Below are 13,760 nucleotides of genomic sequence, written 5' to 3' on the forward strand. Positions count from 1 at the left end.
GCGCGCGGGTGGTTGCGTGCCCTTCCCCCCCCCCGCCCCCACTATATAGATTTCCCCCCCCCCCCCCCCCCCCGGCCGCCCTCAGGGCGAAATGCCGGAGGAGCGAAGCGACGACCAAGTAACTCAGCAGCCGTGCGCAACCACCCCAGCCAGCTCCGGGGTTTGCGTCACGCACCAACCCCCAGCCAGCTCCCGGGTACGCGTCACGCACCAACCCCAGCCAGCTCCGGGGTTTGCGTCACGCACCACCCAGCAGGCTCCCCGGGGTATGCGTCACAGCTCAGTAAGCCAACTCACTCCCACTCGATGGTGCCCGGCGGCTTGGACGTGACGTCCAGGACCACCCGGTTGACCTCAGGCACCTCATTGGTGATCCGAGTAGAGATCTTGGCCAGCAGTTCATAGGGAAGCCGAGACCAGTCCGCGGTCATGGCGTCCTCACTGGACACCGGCCGCAACACCACCGGATGCCCATAGGTCCGCCCGTCCCCTTGCACACCGACACTGCGCACGTCGGCCAGCAACACCACCGGGAACTGCCAGACCTCCCGATCGAGCCCCGCCGCGCTCAGTTCTTCGCGGGCGATCAGGTCGGCCGCCCGCAGAATGTCGAGCCGCCCCTTGTCCACCGCCCCGATGATCCGGATGGCCAGCCCCGGCCCCGGGAACGGATGCCGCTGCACGATCTCCTCGGGCAGCCCGAGCTCGGCGCCCAGCGCCCGTACCTCGTCCTTGAACAGCGTCCGCAGCGGCTCGACCAGCGCGAACTGCAGATCGTCGGGCAGCCCGCCGACGTTGTGGTGGCTCTTGATGTTGGCTGTTCCCGTGCCGCCGCCGGACTCGACCACATCCGGGTAGAGCGTGCCCTGGACCAGGAACTCGACGTGCCGCTCGTCGTCGATCTCGCGGGCGGCCTGCTCGAAGACCCGGATGAACTCCCGCCCGATGATCTTCCGCTTCTGTTCGGGGTCTTCCACGCCGGCGAGCGCACCCAGGAACCGGTCGGCCGCGTCGACGACGCGCAGCCGGATGCCCGTGGCCGCCACGTAGTCCTTCTCGACCTGCTCGGCTTCCCCGGCCCGCAGCAGCCCGTGGTCGACGAAGACGCAGGTCAGCTGGTCTCCCACGGCTTTGTGCACGAGCGCCGCGGCCACCGCCGAGTCGACCCCGCCGGACAGCCCGCAGATGACCTGCTTGTCCCCGACACGGGCCCGGATGGCCGAGACCTGGTCCTCGATGATGTTGCCGGGCGTCCAGGTCGGTTCGATCCCGGCGATGTCCCACAGGAACCGCTCGAGCATCCGCTGCCCCTGCTCGGTGTGCGCCACCTCGGGGTGGAACTGCACTCCGGCCCGCCGGGCGGTCAGGTTCTCGAAGGCCGCGACCGGCGCCCCGCCCGACGACGCGGTGACCATGAACCCTTCCGGGGCGATGGTCACGCTGTCGCCGTGGCTCATCCAGACCGGCAGGTCCGCGGGCAGGTCACGCAGGAGGGTGCCGGCCTGGGTGGTGAGCAGGGTACGCCCGTACTCCCGCGCCCCCGTGTGCGCGACCGTGCCGCCGAGGGCCTGGGCCATCGCCTGGAACCCGTAGCAGATCCCGAACACCGGAACCTCGCTGTCGAACACGCCGGCGTCGAGGCCGGGGGCCCCGGTTTCGTACACACTGGACGGTCCGCCGGACAGGATGATCGCCGCCGGGTTCTTGGCCAGCATCTCGGCCGCGGGCATCGAGTGCGGCACGATCTCGGAGTAGACCCTCGCCTCACGCACCCGCCGGGCGATGAGCTGGGCGTACTGCGCACCGAAGTCAACCACGAGCACTGGTCGGGGGGTCGTCATGACCAGCAAGTTTACCGGCGTCAGCGGTACCAGGTCCGGGTCGGGGTGAACCGTGCGTTGCCGAGCCGGTCGAACGCGCGGGCCTGCACCCGTACGACCTTGCCGAACTTCCACACCGGCACCGCGAACGTGTACGCCGAGCCGGTCACCCGCCCGACCACCGTCCCGTTGACGATCATCTCGATCCGGGTCACGCCGGACGAGTCGGTCGCTCGCACACCGTACGGCGACGTGTTCGCCACGTGAGCACCGCTGGGGGCGCCGCGGGTGATCGTCGCCACCGGACCGGTCACGTCGACCGCCTGCCCGCGCACCGAGCCGAGCGCGGCGACGGCGTCGATCCGGCCCGAGCCGGCGGGCAGCCAGTTCCCGGCCAGCTTGACCGCGGTGGCGGTGAGGGCGGTGCGGATACGCGCCGGCGTAGTGCCGGGCTTGGCCGCCGCGAGCAGGGCCGCGACTCCGGAGGCGAACGGTGTGGCCGACGAGGTGCCGCAGAAGTTGGTCAGCACGCCGGCCGTGTTGAGGGCCGGGTTGCAGCCCGGTGCGGCCACGTCGACCCAGGAGGCGCCGTAGTTGGACCAGGGGTAGCGGGCGTCGCCGGGGGTGGTGGCGCCGACGGCGAGCGCGCTCGGGATGGCCGCCGGGTAGTGCGTGGCCGCGCTGCCTTCGTTGCCGGCGGCGGCGATGACCAGGGCGTTCTTACTGACGGCGTACGCCACGGCGGCGCGCAGCACCTGGCTGTCGGCCGAGCCGCCGAGGGACAGGTTGATGATGTCGGCGCCGCGGTCGGCGGCGTACCGGATCCCGGCGGCGATGTCGGAGTACGAGCCGCTGCCGCCCGCCCCCAGCACCTTGACCGGCAGGATCTTGCAGGTCCAGCAGATACCGGCGACGCCGACGCCGTTGTTCGGGGTGGCCGCGATCACCTGGGCGGTCATCGTGCCGTGCCCGTCGTCGTCGGTGGGGTCGTTGTCGTCGTTGACGAAGTCGTATCCCTGCAGCAGGTTGCCGACCAGGTCGGGCATCCGTTTGACGCCGGTGTCGACGACCGCGACGGTGATCGCCGACGAGCCGCGCGAGGCGGTCCACGCGGTGCTCACCCGGGTCTTGGCGATGCCCCACTGCTGGCCGAAGTACGGGTCGTCCGGGGTCACCACGGCGGCCGCGTGCGCGATGTGGTCGGGTTCGACGTACGCCACATCGGGGTCGGCCCGGAGCTCGTCGGCCACCGAGGCGACCTTGTCGCGGGGAACGTCAACGGTGAGCGCGCCGGGCAGCGTACCCGTCTCGATCGCCCGGGCCGGCAGATCGACCGCGCCGCGCACGCCCACGACCAGGCCCACCGGCTCTTCGGCAGCGGACGCCGCCGTCGCCGGCACCGCGGCGGTCAGCATCAGACCGGCCAGGACACTCGCAACAACCCGCATGAGAGGAAGGGTCGGGGAGCACCGGGGCATCGGCCGGTCTCGTTCGGGAGCGAAGTCGTTGCGCGGATTCAACTAGTGTTCGTCCATGACGCGGAAGCGGGTGTTCGTGGTGGCCGCCGCGGCGGTCTTCCTCGTGCTGATCGGCGGGGTCGCGTTCGCCTTGACGAGGAGGGACGAGCCGGCGCCGCCACCGGTGGCCACGGCGACACCTTCGGTCGTTCCCACCTCGGCCAGCCCTGCCCCACCGCCCGGCGCCGACATCACCGGTCCGCTCGACCTGCTGCTGATCGGTGTCGACACCCGGGTCAGCGTCCCGGACTGGGAACCGCACGCCGACACGATCATGCTGCTGCACCTGGGGCCCGACCGGCGGAGCGCCTACCTCTACTCGCTCCCCCGCGACCTGCGCGTCGACATGCCGGCGTACCGTCCGGCCGGTTTCCGGGGCGGACGCTTCAAGATCACCGAGGCGATGAGCCGGGGCGCGAAGGTGCCGGGTTCGAGCAAACCCAGACCCGAGCAGGGGTACGCGTACCTGCGGCAAGTGATCTCCAATTACACCGGGATCAAGAAGTTCGACGCCGGGGTGGTGCTGACGTTCACCGGGCTGAGCCGGCTCACCGACGCGCTCGGCGGCGTGACCATGCGGGTCGACACCAAGGTCGTGTCCCACCACCGCAAACCCGACGGTTCGCTGCGGCCGCTGCGCCCGGGCGGCGGCGACTACACCGGGCCGCAGGCGACCTATCTGCCCGGGGTGCGCACGTTCAAGGGCTGGCAGGCGCTGGATTACGCGCGGCAGCGGTACGGGCTGGAGAACGGCGACTACGACCGGCAACGGCATCAGCGACAGCTGGTGACCGCGCTGTTCAGCAAGGCGATGAGCGGCGGGCTGGCCACCGACACGACGAAGCTGGACGCGGTGATCCGGGCCCTGGGCGAGACGATGCGCTTCTCGGGGTCGCGCAGCCCGATCGAGTTCGCGTACGCCCTGCGCGACCTCGACCCGAAGAAGATCACCATGGTGTCGTTGCCGGGCGACTCGGTCAGCAGCGGTGGCGGTTACGCCGGCGAGCAGCTGCGCCCGATCGCCCGCGACTTCTTCCGGGCCGTCGTGGCCGACCGGGCCGGGCCGTTCCTCGCCGCGCACCCCTCACTGGTTCACCGATAGCGGCGGCTTCGTCCTGCCGTACAACCAGTCGTCGAAGAACGCCGACAAGTCCTTGCCGCCGGCCGCCTTCTCCGCCGACCGGACGAAATCCTCCGTGGTGGCGTTGCCGTCGGCGTGCTCGGCCGGCCACGACTTCAGCAGCCCGAAGAACGCCGCGTCGCCGATCGCCTTGCGCAGGGCGTGCACGGTCATGCCGCCCCGGTCGTAGACCGCCTCGCCGAACAGTCCCGCCGTGCCCGGCCGCCCCGGCGTCCTGGTCCAGTCGAACGATTCGTACTTCCGGTCGAAGATCTGCTGCGCGGTGGCCGTGCCCTCGTGCTCGGACCAGAGCCATTCCGCGTACGTGGCGAAGCCCTCGTTGAGCCAGATGTCCTGCCAGCGTTCGAGCGCCACGCTGTCGCCGAACCACTGGTGGGCCAGCTCGTGCGCGACCACGCCGGCGTTCTCGGCCCGGAAGAACACCGACCCGTAGACCGGGCGAGACTGCGTCTCCAGCGCGTAGCTCACCCGCTGGTCGTCGAGGACCACCCCGCCGTACGCGTCGAACGGGTACGGGCCGAACTGGGTCGCCAGGAAATCGGCGACCTCCCCGGTCCGGGCCAGCGACTTCGCGGCGGGGCCGTCCGCCGGCAGCGACTCCGGGATCGCGATCACCATCGGCTTGCCCAGATGCGTGGCCGACTCGACCCGGTAGTGGCCGATCGCCACGAACGACAGGTACGACGCCAGCGGCTTCGACTCCGTCCAGGTCCAGGTGCTCCAGCCGCCGGAGCTGGTGCGGCCGCCGGGCACGCCGTTGCTGATCGCCGCCACGCCGTCCGGCACGGTCATCGCCAGCTCGAAGGTCGCCTTGTCGGCCGGATGGTCGTTGACCGGGAACCAGGTGCTCGCCGACTCCGGTTGGCCCAGTGCGAAACCGCCGTCCCGGGTACGCTGCCAGCCACCCTCGCCCAGGGTGTCGTTGCCGATCGCCTGCGGCGTGCCGGCGTACTCGACGACCGTGGTGAACTGGGTCGTCCGCACGATGCCGACGGCCGGCGTGACGGTCAGCTCGTTCCGGGCCGCCGAGAACCGGGCCGTGGCCCGGTCGACGGTCACCGAACTCACCGTCAGACCGGCCAGGTCCAGGTTGAACGCCGACAGGTCCTGGGTCGCCGTGGCCGTGATCGTGGCCGTGCCACCGAGCTTCCCGGACGCCGGGTCGTAACGCAGGTTCAGGTCGTAGCCGGCGACGTCGTAGCCACCGTTGCCGTAGGCCGGGAAGTAGTCGTCCCCGATCCCGTCGGTCCCGGCCGAGAAGGTCGGCTGCGGCACCGGCGTGCGCACCGGCACCGGATCGGACGCACGCGTACACCCGGCCGCGGCCAGCAGCAGGACCAGCGGGACCGCGACGGCCCGGCGCATCACCGGTCCAGGACCAGGCTGACCTTCTGGAACTCCTTGACGTCGTGGTAGCCGCACTTGGCCATCGCCCGCTTCAGCCCGCCGAACAGGTTCAGCTGGCCGTCCGGGCGGTTGGCCGGGCCGTACAGCAGCTCCTCGAGCGTGCCGTCGGGCTCGCCGGCGATGCAGAAACCGCCGCGCGGCAGCTGCGGGTGGCTGGCCGCCGAATGCCACCACGCGCCACCGGCCGGGGCGCCCTCGGCCAGCGACAACGGCTCGCCCAGCATCACCGCGTCGGCGCCGCAGCCGATCGCCTTGGCGATGTCGCCGCTGGTCTGGATGCCGCCGTCGGCGATCAGGTGCACGTACCGGCCGCCGGTCTCGTCCAGATAGTCGCGGCGGGCCGCGGCCGCGTCGGCGATCGCGGTGGCCATCGGCACCCGGATGCCCAGCACGGTGTCGGTGGTCGACCACTCGTCCGCGCCCACACCGATGATCACGCCGGCCGCGCCGGTACGCATCAGGTGCAGGGCGGTCTTGTAGTCGGTGCAGCCGCCGACGATCACCGGCAGGTCGAGGTCGGCGATGAACTCCTTGAGGTTCAGCGGCTCGTCGGTGGTGCTCACGTGCTCGGCGCTGACCAGCGTGCCCTGAATGACCAGCAGGTCGACGCCGGCGTCGAGCACCACCGGGGCCAGGGCCAGGGTGTGCTGCGGCGACACCCGGACCGCGACCGTCACGCCGCCCTCGCGGATCGCGCGGACCCGCTCAGCGATCAGATGCGGCTTGATCGGCTCGGCGTAGATCTCCTGCAGGCGCCGGGTGGCGTCCGCCTCCTCGTCCAGCTTGGCCAGGTCGGCCAGGACGTTGGTCGGGTCCTCGTACCTGGTCCAGAGGCCCTCGGCGTTGAGCACACCGAGACCGCCGAGCCGGCCCAGCGCGATCACCGAGTCGGGGCTCATCGTCGCGTCGGACGGATGAGCCACGCACGGGATCTTGAACGGGTAGGCGTCCAGCTTCCACTCCGTCGACACGTCGTCGACGTCACGGGTCCGCCGGCTCGGCACGATCGCGATGTCGTCGAGGTGATAGCCCCGCTGCGCGGTCTTGCCCAGCCCGATCTCGACGACGTCACGCATGCTCTTGCCCCTCTTAGCGGGTGTGGTAGTTCGGTGCCTCGACGGTCATCTGGATGTCGTGCGGGTGACTCTCCTTGAGACCGGCCGCGGTAATCCTGATCAGCTGACCGCGCTCCTGCAAGTCCGGGACGGTCTCCGCACCCGCGTAGCCCATCGCGAGACGCAGACCGCCGACCAGCTGCTGGGCGACACGGGACAGCGGACCACGGTACGGCACCTGACCCTCGACGCCCTCGGGAACCAGCTTCTCCTCAGGAACATCCTGCTGGAAATAACGGTCCTTGGAGTACGACTTGGCCTGACCACGCGACTGCATCGCACCCAGCGAGCCCATCCCGCGGTACGCCTTGTACTGCTTGCCGTTGACGAAGATCAGGTCGCCCGGGCTCTCCTCGCAGCCCGCCAGCAGCCCGCCCAGCATCACCGAGTCGGCGCCGGCCACAATCGCCTTCGCGATGTCGCCGGAATATTGAACGCCACCGTCCGCGATCACCGGAACACCGAGCGGCTTGCAGGCCCGGGTCGCCTCCATCACGGCGGTGATCTGCGGCACGCCGACGCCGGCCACGATCCGGGTGGTGCAGATCGCGCCCGGCCCGACCCCGACCTTCACCGCGTCGGCACCGGCCTCGGCGATCGCCTTGGCCCCGGCGTAGGTCGCGACGTTGCCGCCCACGATCTGAGTGGTGGTGTCCTTCTTGAGCCGGGCGATCATCTCCAGCACCTGGCGCTGGTGGCCGTGCGAGGTGTCCACGATGATCACGTCGACACCCGCGTCGATCAGACCCCGGGCCCGCTTGTACGACTCGTCGCCGACCCCGATCGCGGCCGCGACCCGCAACCGGCCCTGGCCGTCCTTGGTCGCCTGCGGGTATTGCTCGGACTTGGTGAAGTCCTTGACCGTGATCAGCCCACGCAGCCGGCCGTTGTCGTCGACCAGCGGCAGCTTCTCGACCTTGTGCCGCTGCAGCAGGCCGAGCGCCTCCTCCTTGCCCACTCCCACCGACGCGGTGATCAGCGGCGTGCGGGTCATCACCTCGCGCACCTTCACGCTGTGATCGGTGACGAAGCGCATGTCACGGTTGGTGACGATGCCCACCAGAGTGCCGTCGGCGTCGACCACCGGGACCCCGGAGATGCGGTACTGCCCGCAGAGATGGTCGACCTGCTGCAAAGTGTCGTCCGGGCCACAGGTGACCGGGTTGGTGATCATGCCCGACTCGGACCGCTTCACCAGGTCGACCTGGATCGCCTGGTCCTCGGCGGAAAGGTTGCGGTGCAGCACACCGATGCCGCCCTCACGGGCCATGGCGATCGCCATACGCGCCTCGGTCACGGTGTCCATCGCGCTGGAGAGCAGCGGAATGTTCAACGTGACCTCGCGGGTCAGCTTGGTGATCGTGTTGACTCGGCTGGGCACGACATCCGACTCGCCGGGCTGGAGCAGAACGTCGTCGAAGGTGAGTCCGAGAGGCACGGTACGGGCGGAGTCGGCGTCCACAGATCATCCTTGTCGGGAGTGCGTCGAGGTGATTGTTCATCCTACCCATCGGCCCGCGCGCGCCCGCGGGGCGGACAAGCGGTCCGGGCCAGCACAGACGACGCGGATGTGGGTACGGTGACAGGGTGCAGGATGAACCCATCGACCCGTTCAACGGGGATCCCGCCGACCCGGCCGCCGGACTCGACGATCCTGGGGAGGACGCCGAGAGCGACCCGCTGACCGAGGCCGAGCGCCAGGACGTCCTCGAGGATCTCAGTGACCTCGAGGTCTACCAGGCCCTGCTCAGCCCGACCGGGATTCGAGGGCTCGTCATCGAGTGTGAGGACTGCCACGAGCCGCACTACTTCGACTGGGATCTGCTTCGCGGAAACCTGCGGCATTTACTGACCAGTGGGCGGCCTCGGGTGCACGAACCCGCTTACGACCCGGATCCGGATCATTACGTTACGTGGGAGTATGCGCGGGGTTACGCCGATGGCGTACACGACACTCTCGCCGAGGGAACTGACGACTCGGGCAGTTGAGGTGGGTTGTTTGTTCGGCCCGGATTAACGCGGAGTGCACAAACCGCTAGGTGGCTGGACTGACTGCGGCGGGCACAACCCACCGGCGTCTGACCCACCACGGCGCGCACAACCCACCGACGGCTGGACCCCACCGGGGAGCAACCCGCCGGTGGCTGGACCCCACTGCGGCGCCTGGACCCGCGGCGGGCACAACCCACCGACGGATGGACCCCGCCGGGGAGCAATCCGCCGGTGGCTGGACCCCACTGCGGCGCCTGGACCCCACCGGGGAGCAACCCACCGACGGCTGGACCCCACCGGGGAGCAACCCGCCGGTGGCTGGGCTTACTCGGGGTTGAGGTGGCTGGGTCAGGTGCACCCCGAGGGTGGCTGGGGTGGTTGCACACGGCTGCTGAGTTTGCTGGTCGTCGCTTCGCTCCTCCGGCATTTCGCCCTGGGGGCGGCCGACGACATGCGACTTTGGTTGCGCTTTACGCCTGCACGGAGTGTGGGTGCCCTTTGGTGGGGCGGTCGCGGTCGTGGTGGGCGTGGGGGTCGTGGTGGGCGTGGTGGGCGGGGGGGTGGCCTATTTGTGCTTTTGGCTCGTGTGGGGGGTTGGGTTTTTTACGCTACTAGGCCGGCTCGGAAGCCTGCTGCTACTGCGTGGGCTCGGTCTCGGGCGCCTAGTTTGCGGAAGAGGCGGCGGGCGTGGGTTTTGACTGTGTCCTCGGAGACGAAGAGTTCGCGGCCGATCTCGGCGTTACTCTTGCCGTCGGCCATGCCTCGGAGGACCTGGAGTTCACGCTCGGTGAGGGTCAGGCGACGGCCGGTGGGCTGGGCCTCGGCCACGCCTACGCCGGCCTCGTTGCCGGGCCAGGAGACCATCGGGCGGCCGGTGGCCGGGTCGATGGGGGCGTCGCCGCGCTGGGCGGGGACCAGACTGTTCGGGCCCAGCATCGCGGGGACGCTGGCGGCGTTCGCCGCCGTCATGGGGACGCCGTCGCGGTAGGCGGGGCGGCCCACGGTCGAGTTGGTGTTGCGGACGCCACCGGCCACCGTCGCCGGTTGGGCGTTCGCGCCGTTGATCGGCATGCCCTGGGGGCGTACCGGCAAGAGCAGGAGCAACAGGGCCTTGGCGACGACGCTGACCAGGTCGTGCTCGACGCCGCGGATGACACCACGGGCACCGGCGGCGACCGCTGCGGCGGCGACCCGGGGGTCTTCGGCGCCGAAGAGCACCAGCTGAGCCTGGGGGGCACGGGCCAGGACGCGCCGGGTGAAACCGACGCTGTCGGGACGGGTCACGGCGGTGTCGGCGAGGACCACTTCGGCCGGCCGTTCAGCCAGACGGATCATGGCCTCGGTCTCGCTGACCGCGGTCCGGACGACGCCGGTCATGCCGAGCCGGGCCGCGGTGGACGCCACGGTCTGAGCCGCCAGCGGGGTACGGACGCACACGAGGACGGTACGCACAGTGATCCTCCTTCTCTCTCAGAGGAGATCACGCGAGGGCCGCAGCATTACGCGCTTTAGATGGAAAAAACGGGAAAGATGGGTACGAGTTACGGCCGCGATGGGATACGCCCGCAGATGACATCGACAAAGTCGGGTTGAGCGCGCGACCACCGGGGTACACCGGCGTCAGGCCTGAGCCAGGCCCTCGTGACAACACTCCGCGGTGCCGCGCGGGAGGAGGGTGTTGATGTCGAACGTTCGCAGACTGCCCGGGCCCATCGCCGACCTGTGGGACTGGCAGCGACTCGGTCTTTGCCGTGGGCGGGACAGTGCCCAGTTCTTCCACCCCGACGGTGAGCGCGGCTCGTCCCGCAACCGTCGCGAGGCCAAGGCCAAGTCGATGTGCGGCGCGTGCCCGGTCCGGGCCGAGTGCGCCGCGCATGCTCTGGCGATCCGTGAGCCGTACGGGGTCTGGGGAGGTTTCAGCGAAGCGGAGCGGCTGCGGCTGCTCGCCGTCGGCTGGGAGGACTTGGCCGACCGTCGTCACGGGCGCGTCGACCTTGCCCGGCTCGAGGCGCGCCTCGGCCGTCCCCACAAGTCGGTGCCGGCACAGCGGCAGGCACCAGCCGCTTGACGCCGCGCGGCGCCGCGCGAACTCACCACACAGCTCATGACGCGGTCCCCTGCGGGGGTCCGCGTCGTTGTGTTCAGCGGCTCATCGACCGCATCGGTGGACATGCAAGCCACCGTATGAGCGAACAGAGTCGCTGAGTCGGACGAAAAGTGCGTCCTCGACTACTCAGCTCTACTCAATCGTGACATCGATGGCGTGCCAACCCGTGGCCCCGTCCGGGGCGGGCGGCGCCGGGGTGCTCGTCTGCGTATAGCCGGTCGTGTCGGTAGCCCGCACCCGAATCCGATGCTTGCCCGGCGCCGCGTTCCAGACGTAGCTCCATTGTCGCCAGGTGTCGGCGCTGACCGTGGCCGCGAGGGTGGCCACCCGCCACGGTTCGTCGTCGACCTGCACCTCGACCTTGGCGATGCCCTTGTGCTGTGCCCACGCCACCCCCGCGACCGTCACCGCGCCCGCCGCCCGGGTGCCTCCCGCCCGCGGCGTGTCGATCCGCGACTGGGTCTTGATCGGCCCCTGCGCCGACCACCCGCGCGGCACCCAGTAGGCGTCGAAGTCGGCGAACCGGGTCAACTCGATCTCGGTGATCCACTTACAGGCGCTGACGTACCCGTAAAGCCCTGGCACCACCATCCGCACCGGAAAGCCGTGCTCGACCGGCAGCGGCTTCCCGTTCATGCCCACCGCCAGCAGCGCATCCCGCCCGTCCCGCAGAACCGCGGTAGGGCTGCCGCACGTCCACCCGTCCACCGACCGTTGCACCACCTGGTCGGCCTCCGCCAGCGGACCGGCCTCCTCCAGCAGTTCCCTGATCGGCGTGCCCAGCCACAGCGCATTCCCGACCAGCGTGTCACCGACCTCATTGGACACACAGGTCAACGTCACATACCGCTCAACCATCGGCCGCCGCAGCAGATCGGCCCACGAAACCGTGATCGGATTACGCACCATCCCGTGAATCCGCAACTGCCACGTAGCCGGATCAACCTGCGGCGGATAAAGCGCCGTGTCAATCCGATAGAAGTTGTCATTCCCCGTCACGTATGCGGTCGCCCCCGGAGCCTGCACCCCCGCCGGCACCACAGGCGCACTTTGCCGCGCAGCCGGCAACACAACGTCGTTCCGCGCCTGACTGACCGCCCGCCGCCCGGTCAGCAGCCGCCCCACAACGCCCCCGAGCGCGGACACCCCCACCACGACGCCGAGACCTTTGAGAAACCGCCGCCGGCCCTCTTCCGGGTACGCCTCCCCGCCTCCCCCGACCGCAACACCCGCTCCCCCAGGCCTGCGTCCCGCCGACCCACGTGACACCACCTCCGAGTCCCCACCCCCGCCACCCGCCCGTGGCGACGTGCCCACCCCCGACGCCCCATCGCCGGCCGCATCCGAACCCGCCGCCGCACCGCCCGCCGGCACCAACGCCCGCGCGAGAGGCACCCCGGCCGAGACAGCGAGCAGCCCACGCAGCACAACCACCGCCACCACTGCCGCGACCAGCGACGGCAGTGCCGCCACCACTCCGGCGTCGTGCCGGGTCACAGCAGCCGCGACCCCCACCACCCCGAAGGCCGACACCATCGCGACCCCGGCCCACCACCGCCGCGCCGCCACCACACCGGCCACGAACGCATAGCCCACCAGCAGAATCGCCGTCCCGGTCAGCAGCGCCGTCTTGTCGTGCACCCCGAACACCGCGACGCCAAAATCCTTGACCGGCGCCGGCACGGTGTCGATGACGACCCCACCGACGGCGAGCAGCGGCGCAGAGTTGGGCCCGGTGCCGACCGCGATCAGCTCAGCCACACCAAGAGCCGCCGCGGCCGCACCGACCCCGGCCAGCCCGCCCCGCACAGAGGAATTCACACCTCTATCGTGCACCCGCCCCGGCCCGATGATCCTTACCGTCCGCTGACGTCTCAACACCGCCCGCGCCGCAGCGCCTCTCCGTCCGTCAGCCTGTGGACGACGAACCGAAACTGTCGGACCCGTGCGCTACGTTCTCCCCCACCCACAGGGGTGGAGTGGCGACCGCTCCCGCGTTCGCCCGCACGCCGGCGTTCCCGAGGCGTCGCCAAGCCGCGCAAGGCGTCGCGGCCGGCGGGAGCGACGGTCTGCACCACCCACCCAGCGACGACCAGATCCAGAACTTGAACTTGATCCTTAGCTGTTGATCGAGACTGGCTGGATCGGCGCTCGGGTTTCTTCGCCGCCGTTGCGGCACTTCGGGCACCACGGCTGGAGGCGTTGATGGGTCACGTAGACGAACAGCAGGTAGGCCATCGTCGCCTGGACCGCGGCCCAGCCGTACCTTCCGACCGGGTGCGTCGACAGCAACGCCGAGCCGGCCACCACCAGCAGGTACAGCGCGACGAAGGCTTTGCGCTCGAAGAGGTGTGCGACCCGGAACCGTAACCGGTACCGGCCGGCCACCGCGCCCGCGTCCAGGGGCAGCGCTCGCACGCAGCGCTCGCACAGGCCGCGGTTGTGGGCCAGCACCGTGTAGGCCAGGAACAGGGTGACGCCGACCAGGGCCAGCAACGCGACCAGCGGGACCACCTGACCCAGCGCGGGAACGACCGTCATCACGATCAGTGCACCCACCACGGTCACTAACAGTCCCGGTGCGAAATGACCAACTACCCTGCTCATCGCGGCTGAGCCCCTTCCATTCGTCACCCAACGTAGTCAGGAGCGAAACCGAAG

11 protein-coding genes are annotated in these 13,760 nt (G+C 70.1%); 3 read left to right on the forward strand and 8 right to left on the reverse strand.

Annotated elements, in window-relative coordinates:
* Positions 1-293: 293 nt before the first annotated feature.
* Positions 294-1,841 (reverse strand): glutamine-hydrolyzing GMP synthase, encoded by a 1,548-nt coding sequence (guaA, locus tag ACGFIO_RS24955; RefSeq protein WP_392829080.1) that lies wholly within the window; start codon positions 1,839-1,841, stop codon positions 294-296.
* Positions 1,842-1,861: 20 nt separating this feature from the next.
* Complete coding sequence (locus ACGFIO_RS24960; RefSeq protein WP_392829081.1) at positions 1,862-3,268, reverse strand: S8 family serine peptidase; 1,407 nt, start codon at positions 3,266-3,268, stop codon at positions 1,862-1,864.
* Positions 3,269-3,353: 85 nt separating this feature from the next.
* Here ACGFIO_RS24960 and ACGFIO_RS24965 point away from each other — a divergent pair, with 85 nt between their 5' ends.
* A complete protein-coding gene (locus ACGFIO_RS24965; RefSeq protein ID WP_392829083.1) occupies positions 3,354-4,439 on the forward strand; it encodes an LCP family protein in 1,086 nt (361 codons plus the stop codon).
* On the opposite strand, the gene ACGFIO_RS24970 is transcribed toward ACGFIO_RS24965, so the two are convergent.
* The 3 genes from ACGFIO_RS24970 to guaB are packed head-to-tail and all read right to left on the reverse strand — an operon-like array spanning position 4,422 to position 8,462.
* Positions 4,422-5,843, reverse strand: a complete 1,422-nt coding sequence (locus ACGFIO_RS24970; RefSeq protein ID WP_392829085.1) for a M1 family metallopeptidase — start codon at positions 5,841-5,843, stop codon at positions 4,422-4,424. The genes ACGFIO_RS24965 and ACGFIO_RS24970 overlap by 18 nt on opposite strands.
* On the reverse strand, positions 5,843-6,961 hold the full coding sequence (locus ACGFIO_RS24975) for a GuaB3 family IMP dehydrogenase-related protein (RefSeq protein WP_392829087.1): 1,119 nt from the start codon (positions 6,959-6,961) through the stop codon (positions 5,843-5,845). Before ACGFIO_RS24975 ends, ACGFIO_RS24970 begins: the two co-directional genes overlap by 1 nt.
* A 13-nt stretch (positions 6,962-6,974) precedes the next feature.
* Positions 6,975-8,462 (reverse strand): IMP dehydrogenase, encoded by a 1,488-nt coding sequence (gene guaB, locus ACGFIO_RS24980; RefSeq protein ID WP_392829089.1) that lies wholly within the window; start codon positions 8,460-8,462, stop codon positions 6,975-6,977.
* 125 nt (positions 8,463-8,587) lie between these two features.
* On the opposite strand from guaB, the gene ACGFIO_RS24985 reads away from it, so the two are divergent.
* Positions 8,588-8,989 carry a DUF5319 domain-containing protein gene (locus ACGFIO_RS24985; RefSeq protein ID WP_392829090.1) on the forward strand — a complete coding sequence of 134 codons (402 nt, stop codon included), beginning with the start codon at positions 8,588-8,590 and terminating at the stop codon, positions 8,987-8,989.
* 606 nt (positions 8,990-9,595) lie between these two features.
* Here ACGFIO_RS24985 and ACGFIO_RS24990 read toward each other — a convergent pair.
* Positions 9,596-10,444: a response regulator transcription factor gene (locus ACGFIO_RS24990; RefSeq protein ID WP_392829092.1), complete on the reverse strand. Its 849-nt coding sequence runs from the start codon at positions 10,442-10,444 to the stop codon at positions 9,596-9,598.
* Between the two features lie 229 nt (positions 10,445-10,673).
* On the opposite strand from ACGFIO_RS24990, the gene ACGFIO_RS24995 reads away from it, so the two are divergent.
* A complete protein-coding gene (locus ACGFIO_RS24995; protein ID WP_392829093.1) occupies positions 10,674-11,060 on the forward strand; it encodes a WhiB family transcriptional regulator in 387 nt (128 codons plus the stop codon).
* Between the two features lie 171 nt (positions 11,061-11,231).
* On the opposite strand, the gene ACGFIO_RS25000 is transcribed toward ACGFIO_RS24995, so the two are convergent.
* On the reverse strand, positions 11,232-12,920 hold the full coding sequence (locus ACGFIO_RS25000) for a molybdopterin-dependent oxidoreductase (protein ID WP_392829095.1): 1,689 nt from the start codon (positions 12,918-12,920) through the stop codon (positions 11,232-11,234).
* Positions 12,921-13,217: 297 nt separating this feature from the next.
* Positions 13,218-13,640 (reverse strand): hypothetical protein, encoded by a 423-nt coding sequence (locus ACGFIO_RS25005; RefSeq protein WP_392829096.1) that lies wholly within the window; start codon positions 13,638-13,640, stop codon positions 13,218-13,220.
* Positions 13,641-13,760 lie beyond the last annotated feature (120 nt).

Source organism: Actinoplanes sp. NPDC049265 (genome assembly GCF_043197135.1).
Lineage (GTDB): Bacteria > Actinomycetota > Actinomycetes > Mycobacteriales > Micromonosporaceae > Actinoplanes.